The organism is Streptomyces sp. NPDC058697 (genome assembly GCF_042715345.1).
Taxonomy (GTDB): domain Bacteria; phylum Actinomycetota; class Actinomycetes; order Streptomycetales; family Streptomycetaceae; genus Streptomyces; species Streptomyces liliifuscus.
Genome location: NZ_JBHXSU010000009.1, coordinates 310583 through 332708 on the forward strand (window position 1 = coordinate 310583; position 22126 = coordinate 332708).

The 22126-nt window shown below is 70.4% G+C and carries 20 protein-coding genes; 13 read left to right on the forward strand and 7 right to left on the reverse strand.

Annotation, left to right across the window (positions count from 1 at the left end):
* Positions 1-58: 58 nt before the first annotated feature.
* From ACFWXQ_RS23470 to ACFWXQ_RS23485, 4 genes are read left to right on the forward strand one after another with little or no spacing between them, the layout of a single operon-like run.
* Entirely contained in the window at positions 59-1144 is a 1086-nt protein-coding gene (locus ACFWXQ_RS23470) for an NTP transferase domain-containing protein (protein WP_383937558.1), read from the forward strand.
* Entirely contained in the window at positions 1141-2568 is a 1428-nt protein-coding gene (locus ACFWXQ_RS23475) for a molybdopterin molybdotransferase MoeA (protein WP_383937556.1), read from the forward strand. Before ACFWXQ_RS23470 ends, ACFWXQ_RS23475 begins: the two co-directional genes overlap by 4 nt.
* Complete coding sequence (locus tag ACFWXQ_RS23480) at positions 2565-3662, forward strand: potassium channel family protein (protein ID WP_383937554.1); 1098 nt, start codon at positions 2565-2567, stop codon at positions 3660-3662. Before ACFWXQ_RS23475 ends, ACFWXQ_RS23480 begins: the two co-directional genes overlap by 4 nt.
* A 47-nt stretch (positions 3663-3709) precedes the next feature.
* Positions 3710-4690, forward strand: coding sequence for an NAD(P)H-quinone oxidoreductase (locus ACFWXQ_RS23485; protein ID WP_383937552.1), 981 nt, complete (start codon positions 3710-3712; stop codon positions 4688-4690).
* 53 nt (positions 4691-4743) lie between these two features.
* Here ACFWXQ_RS23485 and ACFWXQ_RS23490 read toward each other — a convergent pair whose 3' ends face one another.
* The gene (locus ACFWXQ_RS23490) at positions 4744-5247 is read right to left on the reverse strand and encodes a hypothetical protein (RefSeq protein WP_383937550.1); all 504 of its coding nucleotides are present in this window, start codon (positions 5245-5247) and stop codon (positions 4744-4746) included.
* 155 nt (positions 5248-5402) lie between these two features.
* Here ACFWXQ_RS23490 and ACFWXQ_RS23495 point away from each other — a divergent pair, with 155 nt between their 5' ends.
* Both ACFWXQ_RS23495 and ACFWXQ_RS23500 read left to right on the forward strand, forming a co-directional pair.
* On the forward strand, positions 5403-5978 hold the full coding sequence (locus tag ACFWXQ_RS23495; protein ID WP_383937548.1) for a PadR family transcriptional regulator: 576 nt from the start codon (positions 5403-5405) through the stop codon (positions 5976-5978).
* Positions 5979-6078: 100 nt separating this feature from the next.
* Positions 6079-6621, forward strand: coding sequence for a bacterial proteasome activator family protein (locus tag ACFWXQ_RS23500; RefSeq protein ID WP_383937546.1), 543 nt, complete (start codon positions 6079-6081; stop codon positions 6619-6621).
* A gap of 170 nt (positions 6622-6791) precedes the next feature.
* Here the strand turns inward: ACFWXQ_RS23500 and ACFWXQ_RS23505 are convergent, their stop codons facing one another.
* Positions 6792-8432, reverse strand: a complete 1641-nt coding sequence (locus tag ACFWXQ_RS23505) for a protein kinase (protein ID WP_383937544.1) — start codon at positions 8430-8432, stop codon at positions 6792-6794.
* Positions 8433-8779: 347 nt separating this feature from the next.
* Here ACFWXQ_RS23505 and ACFWXQ_RS23510 point away from each other — a divergent pair, with 347 nt between their 5' ends.
* Positions 8780-10330 carry a protein kinase gene (locus tag ACFWXQ_RS23510; protein WP_386269026.1) on the forward strand — a complete coding sequence of 517 codons (1551 nt, stop codon included), beginning with the start codon at positions 8780-8782 and terminating at the stop codon, positions 10328-10330.
* Positions 10331-10467: 137 nt separating this feature from the next.
* Here the strand turns inward: ACFWXQ_RS23510 and ACFWXQ_RS23515 are convergent, their stop codons facing one another.
* From ACFWXQ_RS23515 to ACFWXQ_RS23525, 3 genes are all read right to left on the reverse strand, one after another.
* Positions 10468-11493 carry a phosphotransferase gene (locus ACFWXQ_RS23515; RefSeq protein WP_383955911.1) on the reverse strand — a complete coding sequence of 342 codons (1026 nt, stop codon included), beginning with the start codon at positions 11491-11493 and terminating at the stop codon, positions 10468-10470.
* 45 nt (positions 11494-11538) lie between these two features.
* Positions 11539-11961, reverse strand: a complete 423-nt coding sequence (locus tag ACFWXQ_RS23520) for a pyridoxamine 5'-phosphate oxidase family protein (protein WP_383955908.1) — start codon at positions 11959-11961, stop codon at positions 11539-11541.
* A 195-nt stretch (positions 11962-12156) separates the two neighbouring features.
* Positions 12157-12819: a response regulator gene (locus ACFWXQ_RS23525; RefSeq protein ID WP_383955905.1), complete on the reverse strand. Its 663-nt coding sequence runs from the start codon at positions 12817-12819 to the stop codon at positions 12157-12159.
* 378 nt (positions 12820-13197) lie between these two features.
* On the opposite strand from ACFWXQ_RS23525, the gene pdhA reads away from it, so the two are divergent.
* The 3 genes from pdhA to ACFWXQ_RS23540 are packed head-to-tail and all read left to right on the forward strand — an operon-like array spanning position 13198 to position 16860.
* A complete protein-coding gene (gene pdhA / locus ACFWXQ_RS23530; protein ID WP_200397106.1) occupies positions 13198-14364 on the forward strand; it encodes a pyruvate dehydrogenase (acetyl-transferring) E1 component subunit alpha in 1167 nt (388 codons plus the stop codon).
* A 2-nt stretch (positions 14365-14366) separates the two neighbouring features.
* Positions 14367-15347, forward strand: coding sequence for an alpha-ketoacid dehydrogenase subunit beta (locus tag ACFWXQ_RS23535; RefSeq protein ID WP_383955902.1), 981 nt, complete (start codon positions 14367-14369; stop codon positions 15345-15347).
* Between the two features lie 10 nt (positions 15348-15357).
* Positions 15358-16860: a dihydrolipoamide acetyltransferase family protein gene (locus tag ACFWXQ_RS23540; RefSeq protein WP_383955899.1), complete on the forward strand. Its 1503-nt coding sequence runs from the start codon at positions 15358-15360 to the stop codon at positions 16858-16860.
* Between the two features lie 142 nt (positions 16861-17002).
* Here ACFWXQ_RS23540 and ACFWXQ_RS23545 read toward each other — a convergent pair whose 3' ends face one another.
* Entirely contained in the window at positions 17003-17899 is an 897-nt protein-coding gene (locus tag ACFWXQ_RS23545) for a D-alanyl-D-alanine carboxypeptidase family protein (RefSeq protein ID WP_383956474.1), read from the reverse strand.
* 261 nt (positions 17900-18160) lie between these two features.
* Here ACFWXQ_RS23545 and ACFWXQ_RS23550 point away from each other — a divergent pair, with 261 nt between their 5' ends.
* Together ACFWXQ_RS23550 and ACFWXQ_RS23555 are read left to right on the forward strand one after the other, a co-directional pair.
* On the forward strand, positions 18161-18811 hold the full coding sequence (locus ACFWXQ_RS23550; protein WP_362071439.1) for a GntR family transcriptional regulator: 651 nt from the start codon (positions 18161-18163) through the stop codon (positions 18809-18811).
* Positions 18808-20118, forward strand: a complete 1311-nt coding sequence (locus ACFWXQ_RS23555; protein ID WP_383956477.1) for a nitrate/nitrite transporter — start codon at positions 18808-18810, stop codon at positions 20116-20118. Before ACFWXQ_RS23550 ends, ACFWXQ_RS23555 begins: the two co-directional genes overlap by 4 nt.
* 112 nt (positions 20119-20230) lie before the next feature.
* Here the strand turns inward: ACFWXQ_RS23555 and ACFWXQ_RS23560 are convergent, their stop codons facing one another.
* Positions 20231-21055, reverse strand: coding sequence for a maleylpyruvate isomerase family mycothiol-dependent enzyme (locus tag ACFWXQ_RS23560; protein ID WP_383956480.1), 825 nt, complete (start codon positions 21053-21055; stop codon positions 20231-20233).
* 154 nt (positions 21056-21209) lie between these two features.
* Here ACFWXQ_RS23560 and ACFWXQ_RS23565 point away from each other — a divergent pair, with 154 nt between their 5' ends.
* Positions 21210-22004, forward strand: a complete 795-nt coding sequence (locus ACFWXQ_RS23565; protein WP_383956483.1) for a carbon-nitrogen family hydrolase — start codon at positions 21210-21212, stop codon at positions 22002-22004.
* The last annotated feature ends 122 nt before the right edge of the window (positions 22005-22126 follow it).

The window sequence follows — 22126 nt, forward strand, 5'->3', positions numbered from 1 at the left end:
CCGTCCACATGCTGTGCGCGGGGGTGGAAATGATCCATCGGGCGCTCATACTCGGGGGGTGACCGCGTACGAGCGTCCCAGCGCACCCGGTTCCGTCGGCGCACCCGGTTCCTCCAGCGGACTCGGTTCCTCCGACGCACTCGGACCCGGTATGGACGGCCGGGACACGGACGGCCATGACGCCGTCGTGCTCGCCGGCGGCGCCGCCCGCCGCCTCGGCGGGGCGGACAAGCCCGGCGTTCGCGTGGGCGGCCGCGCGCTGCTCGACCGCGTCCTGGCCGCCTGCTCCGGCGCGGCCACCACCGTGGTCGTCGCGGAGCCCCGGCCCACCGCGCGTCCGGTGGAGTGGGCGCGCGAGGACCCGCCCGGCGGGGGCCCGCTGGCCGCCCTCGACGAAGGCCTCCGGCACACCACCGCCGCGTACGTCGTGGTGCTCTCCGCCGACCTGCCGTTCCTGGACGGGGGCACGGTCGAGCGGTTGCTGACCGCTCTTCAGGAGGCAGGCACGGAGGGTGTGTTGCTCACCGACTCCGGCGGGCGCGACCAGCCGCTCGTGGCCGCGTACCGGAGTGCGGCGCTGCGCCGCGAGCTGGCTGCCCTCCGCGCCGAGCACGGCGAACTGACCGGGCTGCCGCTGCGCCGGCTCACCGGTGCGCTCGAACTGACCCGTATCACCGACCCCGTCGCGTCCTTCGACTGCGACACCTGGGACGACATCGCCGCCGCCCGGGCACGTATCAGGGAGCATGGGCACGTGTTGGATGAATGGATCACCGCAGTCAAGGACGAGCTCGGCATCGACCTGGACGTCGACACCGGCACCCTGCTCGACCTCGCCCGCGACGCCGCGCACGGTGTGGCGCGCCCGGCGGCACCGCTGACCACGTTCCTCGTGGGGTACGCGGCCGCGCAGGCCAAGGGGGGCCCCGAGGCGGTCGCGGAGGCCGCCCGCAAGGCGACCGCACTGGCGCTGCGCTGGGCGGCGGAGTCGGAGGCGGAGACCGACGACGGCACCGCACCACCCCCGACGGCCCCGTCCGGCACCAGCACCGGGACCGGCACCGGCACCAGCACCGGCACCACCAGCAGGCCCGGGACCGGCACCGGGGCAGCCGCTCCCGAAGCCCGCCCGGACGCCGGATGACCGCCCGGGGGCAGTACGAGGAGGTCGACCTCGACGATCTCGACGTCGAGGAGGCCCTCGCCCTGGTCAAGGAAGGCGGTGCCCAGGTGCCCGACGGCTCCGGAGCCACTGGAGGTTCTCCCGCCGTGCCCCCGCCGTCACCGAGGGGCGGAAGCCCGGAGCACGGGCAGCACACCGCCGGAACCGCCGCCGGAACCTCCCGGGCCCGCACGGCCGAGCACGGCCACCACAGGGCCACCCCCTGGCCCGAGGCACGCGCCCTCGCCGGGCGGGCCCCCCGCCGGCCGGACGCCCCCGTCTCCGTATCCCTCGACGCCGCGCTGGGCCTCGTACTCGCCGCGCCCCTCGCCGCCCTCACGGACCTTCCGTCGTTCGACACGTCCGCGATGGACGGCTGGGCCGTCGCCGGGCCGGGACCCTGGGACGTCCGGGCCGAGGGGGTCCTCGCCGGCCACGCCGAGCCCGAGCGCCTCACCGACGGCGAGGCCGTCCGTATCGCGACCGGGGCACGGATCCCGCAGGACGTCACCGCGGTGATCCGCAGCGAGCACGGCCGCACCGACGAGAAGGAACGGCTCCACGCCACCCGGGAGGTCGTGCCCGGGCAGGACATCCGTCCCCGGGGCCAGGAGTGCCGCTCCGGCGATCCCCTGCTGCAGCGCGGCACGGTCGTCACCCCGGCCGTGCTCGGGCTCGCCGCGGCCGCCGGATACGACACCGTCTCGGCCCTCCCCCGGCCCCGCGCCGAAGTCCTCGTCCTCGGGGACGAGTTGCTCACCGAGGGCCTGCCCCACGACGGACTGATCCGGGACGCGCTAGGCCCGATGCTGCCGTCCTGGCTGCGCGCGCTCGGCGCGGACGTCATCGCCGTGCGCAGGCTCGGCGACGACGCCGAGGCCCTCCACAAGGCCCTGAAGAACTCCGAAGCCGACCTCGTCGTGACGACCGGCGGCACCGCCGCGGGCCCCGTCGACCATGTGCACCCCACCCTGCGCCGCATCGGCGCCGAACTCCTGGTGGACGGCGTCAAGGTGCGCCCCGGCCATCCCATGCTCCTGGCCCGCACCAAGGAGAACCAGCACCTCGTCGGGCTCCCCGGCAACCCCCTCGCCGCCGTCTCCGGCCTGCTCACGCTCGCCGAACCCCTGCTGCGCACCCTTGCGGGACGCGGGGCCCCGGAGACGTACACGCTGCCCCTGAAGGAGACCGTGCACGGCCACCCGTACGACACCCGGCTGATCCCCGTCGTCCTGCGCGAGGACCGGGCCGTGCCGCTGCACTACAACGGACCGGCCATGCTGCGGGGCATCGCCGTGGCCGACGCGCTCGCGGTCGTGCCGCCCGGCGGGGCGCGCCCCGGCCAGGAGCTGGAGATTCTCGACCTGCCCTGGGCCACGGCCGGGATCGGGGTGTGTTTCACGTGAAACTTCCGGGCCAGGACGCGATCGCCCGTCACGCGGACGAACGCATCGTCACCCGCCGGGTGAAACTGCCTCGCCGACGCGTGGAACATCCGTTGCGGCAGGTCGCCAAACGGGTCACCATCGCACTGCTCGTACTGGTCGGCACCGCCCTCATCGTCTACGCCGACCACGACGGCTACAACGACAACTCGGACGGTTCGGTCGACCTGCTCGACGCCTTCTACTACGCGACCGTCACGCTCTCCACCACCGGATACGGCGACATCACTCCCGTCAGTGACGCCGCCCGGCTCACCAATATCTTCGTGATCACGCCCTTGCGCGTGATGTTTCTGATCATCCTGGTCGGCACCACTCTCGAGGTCCTCACCGAACGCACCCGGGAGGAGTGGCGACTGAACCGCTGGAGGACCGCCTTGAGGGAGCACACCGTTGTCATCGGGTTCGGCACGAAAGGCCGCTCGGCGATACAGACCGTGTGCGCGACGGGGCTGAAGAAGGAGCAGGTCGTGGTCGTCGATCCCAACTCCAGGGTGATCGACGCGGCGACGGCGGACGGCTACGCGGGTGTGGTCGGCGACGCCACCCGCAGTGACGTACTGATCCGCGCCGAGGTCCAGCGGGCCCGGCAGATCATCATCGCGACCCAGCGCGACGACACTGCCGTGCTCGTCACGCTGACGGCCCGGCAGCTCAACCGCGGGGCGAAGATCGTGGCCGCCGTGCGCGAGGAGGAGAACGCGCCGCTGCTCAAGCAGTCCGGCGCCGACGCCGTCATCACCAGCGCCAGCGCGGCCGGCCGCCTCCTCGGTCTCTCCGTGCTCAGCCCCAGCGCGGGCATGGTCATGGAGGACCTCATCCAGCAGGGCAGCGGACTCGACATCGTCGAACGGCCCGTCATAAAGGCCGAGGTGGGCAAGGGCGCCCGCGAGACCGAGGACCTGGTGGTGAGCGTCGTACGAGGGCACCGGGTCCTCGGATACGACGATCCCGCCATCGGGAAGCTGCAGTTGACGGACCGGCTGATCACCATCGTCCGGGTCACCCCGCACACCCAGGTGGCACCGGACATGAGGCCACTGAGGCAGGACTAGGGCGGGGACCGGAGCCAGGACCGGAGGCCCGGAGTAGCCTCGCCGACATGCGAGCGATCACTATTCCTGAACCTGGTGGGCCCGAGGCGCTGGTGTGGGACGAGGTCCCGGATCCGGTGCCCGGAGAGGGCGAAGTGCTGGTCGAGGTGGCGGCGAGCGCGGTGAACCGTGCCGATCTGCTGCAGCGGCAGGGGTTCTACGATCCGCCGCCCGGCGCGTCCCCGTACCCCGGTCTCGAATGCTCCGGGCGGATCGCGGCGGTCGGCGCCGGTGTCTCCGGGTGGGCCGTCGGCGACGAGGTGTGTGCGCTGCTCTCCGGCGGCGGGTACGCCGAGAAGGTGGCCGTGCCGGCCGGGCAGCTGCTGCCGGTGCCCGAGGGGGTCGGACTCGACAAGGCGGCCGCGCTGCCCGAGGTGACCTGCACGGTCTGGTCCAACGTCTTCATGATCGCCCATCTCCGCCCCGCCGAGACGCTCCTGGTGCACGGCGGGGCGAGCGGCATCGGCACCATGGCGATCCAGCTGGCCAAGGCCGTCGGCGCGAAGGTCGCCGTCACCGCGGGCAGCAAGGAGAAGCTGGACTTCTGCGCCGAACTCGGCGCGGACGTGCTGATCAACTACCGCGAGCAGGACTTCGTGGAGGAGATCAAGGCCGCCACCGACGGGGCGGGCGCCGACGTCATCCTCGACAACATGGGCGCCAAGTACCTGGACCGCAACGTCCAGGCCCTCGCGGTCAACGGACGGCTCGCGATCATCGGCATGCAGGGCGGCATCAAGGGCGAGCTGAACATCGCCATGCTGCTGGGCAAGCGCGGCGCCGTCACCGCGACCTCGCTGCGCGCCCGTCCCGCCGGGGAGAAGGCGGCGATCGTCGCGGCCGTACGGGAGCACGTCTGGCCGCTGGTCTCCGCGGGGCATGTACGTCCGGTGGTCGACCGCGAGCTGCCGATGAGCGACGCGGCCGCGGCGCACCGGGTGCTGGAGGAGAGCGGGAACATCGGGAAGGTGCTGCTCACGCTCCCTTAGGACTCGACGGCCGGGCAGGGCAGGGCTGGGCTGGGCTGCGGTCCCGCCCCGCCTCAGCCCCGCCGTACGCGCAGTGCGAGGAACGCGAGGCCGAGGCCCAGACCGATGAGGACCAATCCGCTGCCGAGGGGCAGGACCCTCAGGACGGGTTCCGAGGCGCGTACGTGGCGGCCGGCGGCCTGTTCGGCATCGACCGGCGGGTGGGACGTGGGCGCGGTGTTCCCGGGCGTCTCGGGGGCGACAGCGCCCTCCGACTGCTCGCCCTCCGACTGCTCGTCGTCCGCTGGCCCGTCCGGGTGACCGACCCCGGCGTCCTCCTCCTGCGCCTCGTACTGCGCTTCCTCTTCCGCTTCCTCCTCCTGTGTCTCCTCCTCCGTCGGCGCGGGTGACCGGCCCGGCCGCTCGCGTCCCTCCCCGGCCCGGCTGCCGGCCCGTGACTCGCCGGGTGCGGGTTCGTAGGAGGAGATGTGGGGGACGGCGTACGAGATCGGAGCGGGGCCCGCCAGCAGGACCAGCAGCAGGCCGGTCACGTGCAGGGGGCGGAGCCATGGAGCCACGTCGGTGACCCCCTCCTGGTGCGAAGGAACCAAGATCGACGGCACCAGAGTCACACGGGGCGCCCGCACCGGCATCCCGATCGTCCGGGTGCCGATGCGATCACCCTCGGTGACACCCTTGGCGCGCACAGATGTACGGGGTACAGATACCGGTTATGTCGATACGTCACGGTCTGCTGGCGCTTCTGGAGCGTGGGCCGCGCTACGGTTCACGGCTGCGCACCGAGTTCGAGGCGCGCACCGGCTCCACCTGGCCGCTGAACATCGGGCAGGTCTACACGACGCTGGGCCGGCTGGAGCGGGACGGTCTGGTCGTTCAGCAGGGCGCGGACGAGGCCGGACACGTGCTGTACGCGCTGACGGACGCGGGCCGGGCCGAGCTGTGGTCCTGGTTCACGCGTCCCGTGGAGCGCACGAACCTGCCGCGCGACGAGCTGGCGATCAAGCTGGCCATGGCGGTCGGGGCGCCGGGGGCCGACATACGGGCGATCGTGGAGACACAGCGGCGGTATCTGTCGGAGGCGATGCACACGTACACCCGGCTGCGGGCGCAGGCGCTCGCGGAGGGCCCCGGGCACCGGGACGAGGTGGCCCGGCTGCTGGTCCTGGAGCATCTCGTCTTCCGTGCGGAGGCCGAGATGCGGTGGCTCGACCACTGCGAGGCCCGGCTTCTGCGGCTCGCGGAGGCGGCGGCCACGGATCCGCCGCAGCCGCCGGCGCCGCCGGTCTGATGTGCGACGCCGGTGCGGACATGCCGGTGCGTACATGGTGGATCACGCCCGGGAGGGGGCACGAGGGTGATGAGGTGTGCGGGTGCGAGAGAATGGCGGCATGGAGATGCCGAGGAACGAAAGGTCGCCGGAGAACCCCCAGATCCTGGTCGTTGGCCAGGACGGGATGGCTCTCGGCGGCGGAGGAGACGAGGACTCCCGTGAGGTCCCGGTGACGGAGATGGTGGAGCAGCCCGCCAAGGTCATGCGCATCGGGAGCATGATCAAGCAGCTGCTGGAGGAGGTGCGTGCGGCACCTCTGGACGAGGCGAGCCGGGTCCGGCTCAAGGAGATCCACGCCAGCTCGGTCAAGGAGCTGGAGGACGGGCTCGCGCCCGATCTCGTCGAGGAACTGGAGCGGCTGTCCCTGCCGTTCACGGACGACGGCATCCCTTCCGACGCCGAACTGCGGATCGCGCAGGCCCAGTTGGTGGGCTGGCTCGAAGGGCTCTTCCACGGGATCCAGACCACCCTGTTCGCCCAGCAGATGGCGGCCCGCGCCCAGCTGGAGTCGATGCGGCGGGCGCTCCCGCCGGGTGTGGGTGGCGGCGAGGAGGACGACGACCCGCGAGCGGGCGGCCGTGTCGGGGGTCCGTACCTGTAACTGCGGTCCGTACCCGAACCTGCACCCGTAACCCCGACGACTCCCATCACTCCGAACAGCGCGCGGACGAAAGGGGCCCGGCAGAAATGCCGGGCCCCTTCGCGTGTCCGAACGGTCTTGGCGGACCGAGCGTGTCCGAACGGTCTTCGTGTGTCCGAACGGTCAAGGAATCAGGCGGGGTTGCCCGTCGAGACGTAGAGCTGGATCTTGGGCATGCTCTTGGGGTCGACGTCCGCGTCCGCGGCGGGGATCTGGCTCATCACCGTGTCCTGGCCGTAGGCGTTCTCGTCGACCGGCTGGCTCTCGTACTGCCAGCCCGCCGCCTGCAGGCACGCCTTCACCGAGTCCATGTTCTTGAACTTGAAGTCCGGGACCTTGATCTTGTCGGCGTCGTTGTACGACTCCTCGGGCTCCGTGCACTCGGTCTTCTCGATCTTCTTCGTCGTGTCCGGCCCCTTGTGCCCGGCCACCACGGACGCCGACGCGCTGGACTCCGTGCCGCCGCCCTTGTCGTCGTCGCCCCCGCCGCCCATCTGCAGCGCGGCGATCAGCCCGCCGACGGCGGCCAGCGCGACGACGATCGAGCCCACGATCACCGGCATGTTGCTCTTGCGGCCGCCGCCGGAGGCGGGCGCCGAGGGCTGCTGCGGCGTGATCGTGTACGGCGGCGGGGTCGAGTAGCCCTGTTGCGGGGAATACGCGGCGGTCTGGGCCGGCGTCGGGTAGCCGCCCTGCTGCGGATAGCCGTACGAAGCGGCGGGCGTGGACGTGTGCGCCGGGGTCGGCGGGCCGTAGGCGCCCGGCTGGTACGGCGTCTGTACGTTCCCCTGCGGAGCCTGGGCCGACTGGTCGACCGGCGGGAACACCGCGGAGCCGACACCGGCGCCGCTCGACGTCTGGGCGCCCGGCACGATGCTCGGCGGTGCGGCCTGGAACGACTGGGCCACGCGCAGGCACTCGTCACGCATCGACTCGGCGTTCAGGAAACGCTCGTTCGGGTTCTTCTTCAGGGCGCGGGTGATCAGGGCGTCCACGGCCGGCGGCAGCGAGCGGTTGACCGAGGACGCCAGCACGGGCTCCTCCTGGACGTGCGCATACGCTATGGCCAGCGGCGAGTCCGCCTCGAACGGCAGTCGTCCGGTGACCAGCTGGAACAGCATGATGCCGACCGAGTACAGGTCCGAGCGGGCGTCCACGCCCCGGCCGAGGGCCTGCTCCGGGGAGAGGTACTGCGGGGTGCCGACGACCATGCCGGTCTGCGTCATCGACGTGACACCGGACTGCATGGCGCGGGCGATGCCGAAGTCCATCACCTTGACGACGTTCCGCTTCGTCATCATCACGTTGCCCGGCTTGATGTCGCGGTGGACCAGGCCCATCTCGTGGCTGATCTCCAGCGCGGCCAGCACGTCCGCGGTGATCTTCAGGGCCTTGTCGGCGGGCATCGCCCCGTACTGGGTGATGTCCTGGTCGAGGACCGAGCCGAGCGGGCGGCCCTCGACGTACTCCATGACGATGTACGGAGTCGTCATGCCCTCCAGGACGTCCTCGCCGGTGTCGAAGACGGAGACGATGTTCGTGTGGGTGAGCTTGGCCACCGACTGGGCCTCGCGGCGGAAGCGCTCGCGGAAGGCCTGCTCACGGCCGAGCTCGGTGTGCAGTGTCTTGATCGCGACCTGTCGGTCGAGCACCGAGTCGTATGCGAGATGGACCGAGGCCATGCCGCCCTCGCCGAGCAGGTCGCGCAGTTGGTAGCGCCCGCCGGCGACCGAACGCCCCGCGTACCGGTCGTGTGCGCCGTCCTGGCTCATGTCTCTGCGTCCCCCATCGGCGTGCCCCGTCACGCGGGCGGAAGCTGCTGATGTGGCCCCCGCGGCGGTGATCCTTAGTGTCATTCCCGGCCAAGTCTGCCGGAGGGCACTGACACGTCAAGCTCGGTGCCCGTTCCGTGACCGTACGCGAAAGAAGAGTCGCGGAAGCGTTACAGGTGCCGTACGGCCGGTACACAGAATTTGCACCCGCGGACCGGCTGTGGGTTTCATGGCCGGTCCATCCCGGGTCGGCCTCTCCCACGGAGGCTGTAGCGTGGCCCGACGGAGACCGTAACAACCACCGCGCGTACTTCGACCGGTGCGGACAGAAACGACGGCGAGGACTGATGGCACAGCAGCAGCGCGCTCAGGGCCCGTCCGACCCCGAGGCGACTGGCGGCGGTATGTCAGATGCGCCGGAGTTGTGGGGTAACGGCGGGCTGGTCGGCGACGGCCGGTATCGGCTCACCCACAGACTGGGCCGGGGCGGCATGGCCGAGGTGTTCGCCGCCGAGGATGTCCGGCTCGGGCGCACGGTCGCGGTCAAGCTGCTCCGCTCCGACCTGGCGGAAGACCCCGTGTCCAAGGCGCGGTTCACGCGCGAGGCACAGTCGGTCGCCGGGCTCAACCACCATGCGGTGGTGGCGGTCTACGACTCCGGCGAGGACGTGGTCGGCCACCAGGTCGTCCCGTACATCGTGATGGAGCTCGTCGAGGGCCGCACGATCCGTGACCTGCTGCTCAACGCCGAGGCGCCCGGGCCCGAGCAGGCACTCATCATCGTCTCCGGAGTGCTGGAAGCGCTTGCGTATTCGCACCAGCACGGCATCGTGCACCGCGACATCAAGCCCGCGAACGTGATCATCACCAACACCGGTGCGGTCAAGGTGATGGACTTCGGCATCGCGCGCGCCCTGCACGGCGCCCAGTCGACAATGACTCAAACCGGCATGGTCATGGGCACGCCCCAGTACCTCTCGCCGGAGCAGGCGCTCGGCAAGGCGGTCGACCACCGGAGCGACCTGTACGCGACGGGCTGCCTCCTCTACGAACTCCTCGCGCTGCGGCCGCCGTTCACCGGTGAGACCCCTCTGTCGGTGGTCTACCAGCACGTCCAGGACATCCCGGTGCCCCCTTCCGAGGTCTCGGACGCGGCGCCGCCGGAGCTGGACGGCCTGGTCATGCGCTCCCTCGCGAAGGAGCCGGACGACCGGTTCCAGACCGCGGAGGAGATGCGCGGCCTCACCCAGTACGGGCTGCAGATGCTGTACGACCAGGGCGGCCACACCGGGACCTGGAACACCGGTCCCGTGGACATGCACGAGGCCGTGAACACCCCTGCGATGGGCCTCGCGGGCTCCGCCGGGCTGCCGCACCCCGGCGACTCGGGCACCACCCAGATCCCCTCACCGATGCTGCCGCCCGGCCGTGGCGGAGGCGGCGACGACGGGGGCTTCGAGGGGCACGGCAACCGGGGCAGCGGCCGCGGCAAGCTGTGGATCCTGGCGGTCCTCGCGGTGGTCGCCATCGCGGCGGGGGTCGCGCTGGCGCTGCAGGGCGGTGACGGCGACGGCGGCGGGGGCGGCACGAAGGAGTCGCCGACCACCTCGCAGACCGAGAAGGAGACGACACCGAGCGAGAGCACGTCCGACGAGCCCACGGACGAGCCCACGGACCAGGACACCGGCACGGGCGGCGACCCGGACTTCACGCCGTCGTACACAACATCGCCGAGCAGCACCCCATCTGCCTCGAAGAGCGAGCCGACGGATCCGGAGACGACTCCGACGGACGAAGTGACGCCGACGGACGAGGAGACGACTCCGACGGACGATCCGACACCGTCGGGCGAGCCGACGGGCGAAGTCGGTGACGTGGAAGGCGTGACCGGCGGCTGACCCGGCACCTCCGCAACACCCTTCACGCGCGCGTGGAACCCGGAATCGGGCTCCACGCGCGCGTGCCGTTTCACGAGCCCCCCGGCCGAGGCGGTCGAGCCGAGTGATCCGGTCGATGTGGTCGAGCAGGCCCGGCCTCACCCCACGAACGCCTCGCACACCGCGTCGTACTCCCGCGTCCACCACACCGCCAGCGCGGAGGCCGCGGGGAACTGCGGGTCGGCGCGGGTGTCCCCGCGCTCGTAGTGCCAGCGCAGTATCCAGAAGTCGTTGAGCCGCTCCCACCACACGCGGTGCACGGCGGCCGAGAGCTCGGAGGGGGTGGCCCGCGCGGAGCGCCGGTACGCGCGCGCGTAGGCCCGTACCCGCGTCAGGTCGAGCGTGCCGGCGGGGCGTACGAAGAAGATCACCGCGGCGCGCACCGCCTCCTCGGCCTGCGGCTGGACGCCGAGCCGGTCCCAGTCGACGATCGCGGCGGGGGTGTCTCCCCGGTAGAGCACGTTGAAGGGGTGGAAGTCCCCGTGCACCCAGCCCACCGAGCCGCCCTGCGGGGGCCGCCTGTCCGCGTGCCGTTCCAGGAGGGCGCGCCGCTCCAGGAGGCGGTGGCGGGCCAGCTCGTCGAAGGCGTCGGACGGGTGGTGGCGGCGTACGCGGGCGAGCAGGTCGTCGATGAGGGCGAAGGTGTCGGCGGGGTCCGCGCTCTCCGCGCGCTCCTCGGACCGCCGTGGCGGCATCACCCGCTCCAGGGACGCGTGTACGACGCCCAGGAGGGCCCCCAGGCGCCGGCACTGCTCCGTGGTCAGCTGGGCCCCGCTGCGGTGGCGTCCGTCGATCCAGGGGTGCAGGGCGTACGCGTGGCCGCCGACGACCGCGACCGTGCGGCCGTCGGTTCCGGTCAGCGGCGGGGCCACCGGGACGCCGAGGTCGGCGAGGCGCTGGGTCGCGCGGTGCTGGCGGGCGATCGCGGCGGGGTCTGCGGTCTCGGGGTCGAAATGGTGCTTGAGGAAGTACCGGCCGTGGGTGGTGGCGAGGCGGTAGCCGCGGTTGAGCAGCCCCTGGTCGACGGGTTCGCAGGCCAGCGGGGCCCCGGCGGCGTATCGCCGCAGCAGGGCGCCCAGAGGGGGCGCGGAGGAGAGGGCGGGCGAAACAGATGAGCGCGGCACGCGCCAGATGTTAGGGCACCGGAGAGGCCGTTGACCTCGGGCTTGTCACGGACAGTGCCGGTGTGCAAGCTCCAGGCCACCGTCCGTCGAGCGCACGGTGACGAACTCCGGAGTGACCTCCAGGTACACGGGCTCGAAGGGCGCGTCGTCCACGCGGCGCGGGGCCGGGCCGAAGAGCGCGAGCTGTGCGGCGGTGGGCTCGACGGGCTCGCACACGCCGACGACCTGGACGGACCAGTGGCCCTCGCCCGCGCGCGGGGAGCCCAGGTTGTCCGCGCCGTACGCGACGACGCTTCCCGCGCACGCCCGGTGGTGGCCGTACCCCTTGTGGATCCGCAGCAGGACACGGCCGCCCACCACGATGTGGCGGGCCGTGGCCAGGAAGGGCAGCGCGCGCATGCTGGCCGCCAGGCGGCCGTGCTGGACGCGGCCGAGCAGTCCGGCGGCGAGCTGTTCGTCGGTCGGCATGCCTCTCAATGTGCGGCACCGCGGGAGCCGGAGAAAGGGCCGCCCGACCTTCCACGCAGGGACATAAGTCCCGAATAAGGACCTCTGCGGAGCGTCGGTCGGCGTCCCCGGAGCGCTGATCGGCCTCTACGGAGAGCACGGAAAACTCAATACGGCCCTACGTAGAGTGCGTGGAGCGCGTGGAGCGCGGAGAACTCAGCGCTCCTTCTCCGCCTGCATCCGGGCCACATAGGCGGCCGCCTGCGCGCGCCGCTCCATGCCGAGCTTGGACAGCAGACTGGAGACGTAGTTCTTGATCGTCTTCTCGGCCAGATGGAGCCGCTCGCCGATCACGCGATTGGTGAGCCCCTCGCCGATCAGGTCGAGGATCCTGCGCTCCTGGTCGGTGAGGCTCGCGAGCCGGGTGTCGCCCTTGGCGCTGCCTCCGCCGCGCAGCCGCTCCAGGACGCGGGCGGTGGCCTCCGGGTCGAGCAGGGACTTGCCGGCGGCGACGTCACGGACCGCCGAGAGCAGTTCCTCGCCGCGGATCGCCTTGAGGACGTAACCCGAGGCACCCGCCATGATCGCGTCGAAGAGGGCCTCGTCGTCGGCGTAGGACGTCAGCATCAGGCATTTGATGCTTTCGTCCCGGGAGCGGATCTCGCGGCACACCTCGACGCCGCTGCCGTCCGGCAGGCGTACGTCGAGGACGGCGACGTCCGGGTGCGTGGCCGGAATTCGCACCAGCGCGTCGGCCGCCGTACCCGCCTCGCCGACCACTTCGAAGTCGTCCTCCACCGAGAGCAACTCGTGCACACCCCGGCGGACCACCTCATGGTCGTCGAGAAGAAATACAGTGATTTTTCCGTCTTCGCGCACGGAGTCAGTCTCACACACGATCTTTCCGACCGCCCCGGTCGAGCTCTTCCCGTCCCCGGGGTGACCGGGATAACGTGCCGGTGTTCCGGCCCCCTGCAAGGCTGTAACCAGTGCTCTGACCAGCGACTGTTCCGGATCGGCGCGAAGTACTTGGAAGTCCGAGTGGAAAGTACTCGGAAATCCAAGCAAAAACGCAGGTCAGGAGGGGTTTCACAGAAATGTGGAGCACTGGGTAACGTGCTATGTGCAGGGCGCTCGCCGGGGCACCTGTCACGCCTGTTCCCGGCCGAGCACCCACCCCGTGCGCGGGTACGGAGATCAGGCGAGCCGCACTGGTCACCCGGCAACCCCGGGGGCCGGACCGACGGAGGAGCACACGTGACCGTGGAGAGCACTGCCGCGCGCAAGCCGCGACGCAGCGCCGGTACCAAGCGCACCGCTGCGAAGAAGCCGCCGGGCGACCGGCCCGAGCTCGTACAGCTGCTGACGCCCGAGGGCAAGCGCGTCAAGAATGGCGAATATGACGCGTACGTAGCCGACATCACCCCCGAAGAGCTCCGCGGCCTGTACCGCGACATGGTGCTCACCCGCCGCTTCGACGCCGAGGCCACCTCCCTGCAGCGCCAGGGCGAGCTGGGCCTGTGGGCCTCGCTGCTCGGCCAGGAGGCCGCCCAGATCGGCTCCGGACGGGCCACCCGCGAGGACGACTACGTCTTCCCGACCTACCGTGAGCACGGCGTGGCCTGGTGCCGCGGGGTCGACCCGACCAACCTCCTCGGCATGTTCCGCGGCGTGAACAACGGCGGCTGGGACCCGAACAGCAACAACTTCCACCTCTACACGATCGTCATCGGCTCGCAGACGCTGCACGCCACCGGCTACGCCATGGGTGTGGCCAAGGACGGCGCCGACTCGGCCGTGATCGCGTACTTCGGGGACGGCGCCTCCAGCCAGGGCGATGTCGCCGAATCGTTCACCTTCTCCGCGGTGTACAACGCTCCCGTCGTGTTCTTCTGCCAGAACAACCAGTGGGCCATCTCCGAGCCCACCGAGCGCCAGACCCGCGTGCCGCTCTACCAGCGCGCGCAGGGCTACGGCTTCCCGGGTGTCCGCGTCGACGGCAACGACGTCCTCGCCTGCCTCGCCGTGACCAAGTGGGCGCTGGAGCGGGCCCGCCGGGGCGAGGGGCCCACCCTCGTCGAGGCGTACACGTACCGCATGGGCGCCCACACCACCTCCGACGACCCGACCAAGTACCGGGCCGACGAGGAGCGCGAGGCGTGGGAGGCGAAGGACCCGATCCAGCGCATGCGCACGTACCTGGAGGCTTCAAACCACGCGGACGAGGGATTCTTCGCGGAACTCGAAGCCGAGAGCGAGGCGTTGGGAAGGCGAGTGCGCGAAGTGGTCCGCGCCATGCCGGACCCGGACCACTTCGCCATCTTCGAGAACGTGTACGCGGACGGGCACGCGCTCGTCGACGAGGAGCGGGCCCAGTTCGCCGCCTACCAGGCGTCGTTCGCCGATGAAGGGGAGGGCAAGTAGCGATGACCGCGGAAAAGATGGCATTGGCCAAGGCGATCAACGAATCGCTGCGCACGGCCCTCGACGCCGACCCCAAGGTCCTGATCATGGGCGAGGACGTCGGCAAGCTCGGCGGTGTGTTCCGTGTGACCGACGGTCTGCAGAAGGACTTCGGCGAGGAGCGGGTCATCGACACCCCGCTCGCCGAGTCGGGCATCGTCGGCACGGCGATCGGCCTCGCGCTGCGCGGCTACCGCCCGGTGGTGGAGATCCAGTTCGACGGCTTCGTCTTCCCCGCCTACGACCAGATCGTCACGCAGCTCGCGAAGATGCACGCGCGGGCGCTCGGCAAGATCAAGCTCCCCGTCGTGATCCGCATTCCGTACGGCGGCGGCATCGGCGCGGTCGAGCACCACTCCGAGTCCCCGGAGGCTCTGTTCGCGCATGTCGCGGGCCTCAAGGTGGTCTCCCCGTCGAACGCCTCCGACGCGTACTGGATGATGCAGCAGGCCATCCAGAGCGACGACCCGGTGATCTTCTTCGAGCCGAAGCGGCGCTACTGGGACAAGTCCGAGGTGAACCGCGAGGCGATCCCCGGCCCGCTGCACAAGGCCCGCGTGGTGCGCGAGGGCAGCGACCTCACGCTGGCCGCGTACGGCCCGATGGTGAAGGTCTGCCAGGAGGTCGCGGCCGCCGCCCAGGAGGAGGGCAGGTCCCTCGAAGTGGTGGACCTGCGGTCCATGTCCCCCATCGACTTCGACTCCATCCAGGCCTCGGTCGAGAAGACCCGCCGCCTGGTCGTGGTCCACGAGGCACCGGTGTTCCTGGGGACGGGCGCGGAGATCGCGGCCCGGATCACGGAGCGGTGCTTCTACCACCTGGAGGCACCCGTGCTGAGGGTCGGCGGCTATCACGCGCCGTACCCGCCGGCACGGCTGGAGGAGGAGTACCTGCCTGGCCTGGACCGGGTGCTCGACGCCGTCGACCGCTCGCTGGCGTACTGAGGAGAGGGTCGTGACGACGATGACTGAGACTGCCTCGGGACTTCGCGAGTTCAAGATGCCCGATGTGGGCGAGGGTCTGACGGAGGCGGAGATCCTCAAGTGGTACGTCAAGGCCGGTGACACGGTCACCGACGGCCAGGTGGTGTGCGAGGTCGAGACCGCCAAGGCCGCCGTGGAGCTGCCGATCCCCTTCGACGGGGTGGTGCACGAGCTGCGCTTCCCCGAGGGGACGACGGTGGACGTCGGCCAGGTGATCATCGCGGTGGACGTGAACGGCGGAGCGGCTCCGGCGGCGCCGCCGGCCGAGGCACAGGCCCCGGCCGCGTCGGCTCCGGCGACTCCGTTCGCCCCGGCGGCTCCCGCCGAGCGGACCGAAGCCTCTCCGGCGAAGCCCGCGGCTTCCGAGGAGAAGTCCAAGCCCGTGGGCCGCACGCCGGTCCTCGTCGGGTACGGGGTCGCGGAGTCCTCCACGAAGCGCCGCCCCCGCAGGGGAGTACCGGCCCAGCAGCCCGAGGCCGCCGCGGCGAAGGTGGCCGTCCAGAGCGAGCTGAACGGGCACGGGCACGGGCACGCGGCTCCGGCGGCCCGCCCGCTCGCCAAGCCGCCGGTGCGCAAGCTCGCCAAGGACCTCGGCGTCGACCTGGCGACGGTCACGCCGTCCGGTCCCGACGGGATCATCACGCGCGAGGACGTGCACGCGGCGGTCGCCCCGCCGGCTCCCGTGGAGACCCCGGCCACGGCAGCGCCCGCGCCCGCTCCCGTCCGGGCTCCGGCTCCGGCCCCGGTCGTCACGTACGACGGTGCCCGTGAGACCCGTATCCCGGTCAAGGGCGTCCGCAAGGCGACGGCGGCCGCGATGGTCGGCTCGGCGTTCACCGCGCCGCATGTCACCGAGTTCGTCACGGTGGACGTGACGCGCACGATGAAGCTCGTCGAGGAGATCAAGCGGGCCCCAGACACATACGGGCTCCAGGGGCTGCGGGTCAATCCGCTGCTGCTGATCGCCAAGGCCCTGCTGGTCGCCATCAAGCGCCACCCGGAGGTCAACGCCTCGTGGGACGAGGCCAACCAGGAGATCGTCCAGAAGCACTATGTGAACCTGGGCATCGCCGCGGCCACGCCCCGCGGCCTGATCGTCCCGAACATCAAGGACGCCCACGCCAAGACCCTGCCCCAGCTCGCCGAATCGCTCGGAGAGCTGGTCGCCACCGCCCGCGACGGCAAGACGTCACCGGCGGCTATGCAGGGCGGCACGGTGACGATCACGAACGTCGGCGTGTTCGGCGTGGACACGGGTACGCCGATTCTCAATCCCGGCGAATCCGCGATCCTCGCCGTCGGCTCGATCAAGCTCCAGCCGTGGGTCCACAAGGGCAAGGTCAAGCCTCGTCAGGTGACGACGTTGGCGCTGTCCTTCGACCACCGACTGGTCGACGGGGAGCTCGGCTCCAAGGTGCTCGCGGATGTGGCGGCGATCCTGGAGCAGCCCAAGCGACTGATTACTTGGGGGTAGTTGGCCGGCTGGTCGCGCAGTTCCCCGCGCCCCTGAAGGCAAAAGAATGCGCAGTTCCCCGCGCCCCCAGTCTTTTGGGGGCGCGGGGAACTGCGCGATCAGCCACATACGGTCCGCAGACGAACCCCTGTCAGGGACTCGCCTACTTCTTGAAGGCGTAGTCCATCAGCTTCTTCGCGTCGGACTCGCGAGCCGAGATCGACGACGAGGCAAGAACCGTGCCGATCACCGTCTTCCCGTTGCGGGTCGCGGCGAAGACCAGGCAGTACTTGGCCTCGGGGCCGGAGCCGGTCTTCACGCCGAGGGCGCCGCTGTAGCTGCTGAGCAGACCGTTGGTGTTGGTCCACGCCGCCATCGTGCGGGTGCCACCGGTCTTCGTCACGGTCTTCGCCGTGTACTTCTTCGTCTTGACGATCGCGCGGAAGTTGCCGTTCTTCATCGCGCTGCTGGCGATCTTCGTCAGGTCGCGCGGCGTCGAGTAGTTCGAGCCGCTGCCGATGCCGTCGAACGAGTCGAACTTCGTGTTCGTCAGACCGAGGTCCTTGGCCTGCTTGTTCATCTTGCCGATGAACGACTTCACCCGGGCGGCACGCGTCGAGCCGGCGCCGAACTTGTCGGCGAGCGCGTACGCGGCGTCGCAGCCGGACGGCAGCATCAGCCCGTACAGCAGCTGGCGGACGGTGACCTTGTCGCCGACGATCAGGCGGGCCGACGAGGCGTTCTTGGAGACGATGTAGTCGCTGTACGCCTTCTGGATGGTGACCTTGGCGTCCAGGTTGAGGTTCGGCTGCGACAGCACGACCTTCGCGGTCATGATCTTCGTCGTGGAGCCGGTGGAACGGCGGGTGTCCGCGGCCTTGGTGTAGAGCGTCTTGGCCGTGCCGTTGTTCATCACGTAGCCGCCCTTGGCGACGACCGTGGGGGTGGCGAGGGCCTGCGCGGGCGCCGCTGTGAGGGCTCCGGTCGCGAGCACGGCTCCGGTGGTGACGACCACTGCGGCAGCTCTGCGAATCCGTGCGCCCTTTATGACGGTTATCAAGTCGATTACCCCGATTAGGTTTGAAGGCACCGATAAGTGCCAAATGCCCCAGGATGGCGGACACATGAGAGTGTCGCCTTCTCGTGTGACACGTGAGTAGCACAAAAGGATGTGCGGTTTCTGAACTGGGGTGCCCTTTTTTACCGGCCACTTGCCCGGCTACTCGCTTGGCCCGGCGCTTGACCCTTGCCCGGCTTCCCGCCTCGTCCGAATCCTGGACGGCCCGCGACCATGCGTACGTGTTGTATCTATGATGTCGCCATGTCTTTGGCAGTGAAGCAACCCCCCGCCGCGGAACGCGTCTACGCGCACGTCAAGCAGGCTGTGCTGGACCGTCGTTACGAGGGCGGGACCCTGCTCACCGAGGGCGAACTGGCCGACGCGGTCGGGGTCTCACGGACTCCGGTGCGCGAGGCGCTGCTCAAGCTGGAGGTCGAGGGACTGATCCGGCTCTACCCGAAGAAGGGCGCCCTCGTGCTGCCCGTGTCCGCGCAGGAGATCGCGGACGTCGTGGAGACCCGGCAGCTCGTCGAGGAGCACGCGATCCGCAAGGCGGTCCCGGCCTCCCCCGCGCTGATCGAGCGCCTCACCGAACTCCTCGCCAAGCAGAAGGAGCAGGCCGCAGCAGGCGACCTGTCCGGAGCCGCCGTCACCGACCGCTGCTTCCACGCCGAGATCGTCCGCAGCGGGGGCAACCAGATCCTCTCCCGCCTCTACGACCAGCTGCGCGACCGCCAGTTGAGGATGGGCGTCGCCGTGATGCACGCCCACCCCGACCGGATCACCAAGACGCTCACCGAGCACCAGGAGATCCTCGACGCGCTGCGCTCCGGCGACGCCGAGGCGGCCGTCTCCCTGGTCCACCGGCACGTCAGCTGGTTCTCCAACCTGGCGCGGGGGGACGTCCGATGAGCTCGTCCTCCTCCTCGGCGCTCACCCTCCCCGGTGATCCGCCCGGCGGGCGCCGCGCGGTCACGGTCTGGTCGGTCGGCGTCTCCGTCTACTTCGTCGCGGTCATCTTCCGTACGTCGCTGGGGGTGGCCGGCCTCGACGCCGCCGACCGCTTCCACGTCAACGCCTCCGCCCTCTCGACCTTCTCGATCCTGCAGCTCCTCGTCTACGCGGGCATGCAGATACCCGTCGGCCTGATGGTCGACCGGCTCGGCACCAAGAAGGTGCTGACCTTCGGCGTCGTCCTGTTCACGATCGGGCAGCTGGGCTTCGCGCTCTCGCCCTCGTACGGGATGGCGCTGGCCTCGCGCGCGCTGCTCGGGTGCGGTGACGCGATGACGTTCATCAGCGTGCTGCGGCTGGGCTCACGCTGGTTCCCGGCCCGGCGCGGGCCGATGGTCGCGCAGCTCGCCGGCCTGGTGGGCATGGCGGGCAACCTCGTCTCGACGCTCGTCATCGCCCGGCTGCTGCACGATGTCGGCTGGACGGCCGCCTTCGCGGGCAGCTCGGTCGCCGGTGTGGTCGTCCTCGTCCTGATGCTGCTGTTCCTGAAGGACCACCCCGAGGGACACGAGCCGGAGCCCTTCCCGCACCGCGGAGCCGCGTACGTACGCCGTCAGATCGCGGCGTCCTGGCGGGAGCCCGGCACCCGGCTCGGGCTGTGGGTGCACTTCACGACGCAGTTCCCGGCGATGGTGTTCCTGCTGCTGTGGGGACTGCCGTTCCTCGTCGAGGCCCAGGGCCTGTCGCGGGCCGCGGCCGGCGAACTCCTCACGCTGGTCGTGCTCTCCAACATGTTCGTCGGCCTCGTGTACGGGCAGATCGTCGCCCGGCACCATGCGGCGCGGCTGCCGCTGGCGCTCGGTACGGTGCTTTCGACGGCCGTCGTGTGGGGCGCGACGCTCGCCTATCCCGCCGATCATGCGCCGATGTGGCTGCTGATCGTGCTGTGCGTGGTCCTCGGGGCGTGCGGGCCCGCGTCCATGCTCGGGTTCGACTTCGCGCGGCCCGCGAATCCGCCGGAGCGTCAGGGGACTGCCTCCGGCATCACCAACATGGGCGGTTTCGTCGCCTCCATGACGACGTTGTTCGCGATCGGGGTGCTTCTGGATGCCACCGGGGGTGACTACTCCGTCGCGTTCTCCGTGGTGTTCGTTCTGCAGGCGCTCGGGGTGAGTCAGATATTGCGGTTGCGGAAGCAGGCGGCTCGGCGGGAGCGGGAGCGGTTGGTTGCCAGTCGGGTGGAGACGGTGCACGTTCCGGCGTAGGCCCGTGGGGGTGGCGGGGTGGGTTTTCCTCGCCCCCGCCGCCCCTTCCCGTCCCGACCCTGGGGCTCCGCCCCAGACCCCGCTCCTCAAACGCCGGAGGGGCTGGGATTGATCAGGGCGTTACCGCGAAGTTCCTCAGGATTGCTGCTGTCAGTTCCGGGTCGCCCTCTGTTTTGAGGCGGTCTGCCACGGCTTCCGGGGTTACGCGGCCGCAGGCCAGGCGGAAGTAGGTTTCCCAGTCGAGGGTGAGGGTGGCGGCCGGGCCGAGGGAGGGGGCGCCGTCTATCGAACCGACGCCATCGGCGTCGACGCGGACCGTGCGCAGGAACTCGAGAGGGCCGTGGACGTCGAAGACGACCGCCGAGTTCGGCGGGGCGCCGGCGTCCTTGGCGACGACCTTCGGGAGCCTGCTGAGCAGGACGTCGCGGGCGACATACGCGCCGGGGGAGTCGAGGTTGCCCGGCCGGCCGAGGGTGGTGCGCAGGTCCTGCTCGTGCACCCAGAGGTCGAACGACCGGTTGCGCATGGACTCTTCGAGCGTGACCTCGGTGCTGAGCGGGCCGCGCACAAGGGCGTCCGGCTGCCGTGACTCGTTCCGCAGCTGGCGGTTGCGGCGGATGATCGTGTACTCCAGCTCGGAGGTCATCTCCGGGGCGGTGTGGTGACGGCGTACGTCGACCTGCATCTCCATGTACCGCTGGTGTTCGTTCGTCACGTGGTACAGGTCGCGGGGGAGCGTGTGGATCGGCCGGGGGTCGCCCAGCATCTCGCAGTCGAGGCCGATGACATGCGAGACGAGGTCGCGCACCGACCAGCCGGGGCATGGAGTCCGCCGGTTCCATTCCCCCTCCACCAGCGGCGACACCAGGTCGGATATCGCGTCGATGGAGTGGGTCCAGGCGTCGGCGTAGGACTGAAGGCTGGGATGCAGACTCACGGAACGGGACCCCTCGGGCGGTTGGACGCGGGCAGTGCACAGTCAGCGGGTGTCTTGGGACGCTAAGTTACGCTGCTGTGAGGCACCCCGGCAGTGCTTTCGTGTGACGATCGTAGGCCCGTATCAAAGGCTCGAATGCCAGGACGGTGGTAGTGTGCGCGCCTCCCTGCTCCAGATCGCTGTGGACGAGGGCGAATCGATCGGCTCCCGCAGGGAGCGTGTCGCCTCGCTGGTACGGGAACAGGCCGGTGCCGACCTGGTCGTGCTGCCCGAACTGTGGACGACGGGGGCCTTCGCCTTCGAGTCGTTCGGTGCGGAGGCCGAGCCGCTGGAAGGGCCCACCTACGAGGTGATGGCCAAGGCTGCGAGCGACGCGGGTGTGTGGTTGCACGCAGGTTCGATTCCCGAGCGGGATCCTGAAGGGCCGCTCTACAACACCTCCCTCGTCTTCTCCCCCGCCGGTGAACTTGCCGCCGCCTATCGGAAGATCCATCGGTTCGGCTTCGACAAGGGTGAGGCCGTGTTGATGGGGGCGGGGGCGGAGCTGGTGACGGTTCGGCTGCCTGAGACTGTCGTTGGGCTCGCCACCTGTTATGACCTTCGCTTTCCCGAGTTGTTCCGTGGGCTGGTGGATGCGGGGGCCGAGACGGTTGTGCTGCCGGCCGGGTGGCCCGAGCGGCGGCGCGCCCACTGGACGCTGCTTGCTCGGGCGCGGGCCGTTGAGGATCAGGTGTTTGTGCTTGCTTGTGGAACAGCCGGGGTGCATGCGGGGGTTCCGCAGGCCGGTCACTCGATAGTGGTTGATCCTTGGGGTGAGGTGCTGGCGGAGGGCGGTTCTGGTGAGGAGGTGCTCTCCGTGGAGTTCGATCCCGCGAAGGTCGGTGTGACTCGGGGGCAGTTTCCGGTCCTTCGGGACCGGGTGCTGGGGGTTGAGCGCCCTCGCGGGTAGCCGCCCGGCGGGGGCCCCGGGCCCTTTTTTCGCCCCCGCCGCCCCTACCCATTCCCGTCACTTACTCAGGGGCTTCGCCCCCGAACCCCCAAAAGATTGCGCAGTTCCCCGCGCCCCTAGGT

Coding starts and splice junctions, on each gene's coding strand:
- ACFWXQ_RS23550 (WP_362071439.1), top strand. CDS start 18,161: ATGTCTTTGGCAGTGAAGCAACCCCCCGCCGCGGAACGCGTCTACGCG.
- ACFWXQ_RS23495 (WP_383937548.1), top strand. CDS start 5,403: ATGTCGATACGTCACGGTCTGCTGGCGCTTCTGGAGCGTGGGCCGCGC.
- ACFWXQ_RS23510 (WP_386269026.1), top strand. CDS start 8,780: ATGGCACAGCAGCAGCGCGCTCAGGGCCCGTCCGACCCCGAGGCGACT.
- ACFWXQ_RS23475 (WP_383937556.1), top strand. CDS start 1,141: ATGACCGCCCGGGGGCAGTACGAGGAGGTCGACCTCGACGATCTCGAC.
- ACFWXQ_RS23535 (WP_383955902.1), top strand. CDS start 14,367: ATGACCGCGGAAAAGATGGCATTGGCCAAGGCGATCAACGAATCGCTG.
- ACFWXQ_RS23505 (WP_383937544.1), bottom strand. CDS start 8,432: ATGAGCCAGGACGGCGCACACGACCGGTACGCGGGGCGTTCGGTCGCC.
- ACFWXQ_RS23500 (WP_383937546.1), top strand. CDS start 6,079: ATGGAGATGCCGAGGAACGAAAGGTCGCCGGAGAACCCCCAGATCCTG.
- ACFWXQ_RS23520 (WP_383955908.1), bottom strand. CDS start 11,961: ATGCCGACCGACGAACAGCTCGCCGCCGGACTGCTCGGCCGCGTCCAG.
- ACFWXQ_RS23485 (WP_383937552.1), top strand. CDS start 3,710: ATGCGAGCGATCACTATTCCTGAACCTGGTGGGCCCGAGGCGCTGGTG.
- ACFWXQ_RS23555 (WP_383956477.1), top strand. CDS start 18,808: ATGAGCTCGTCCTCCTCCTCGGCGCTCACCCTCCCCGGTGATCCGCCC.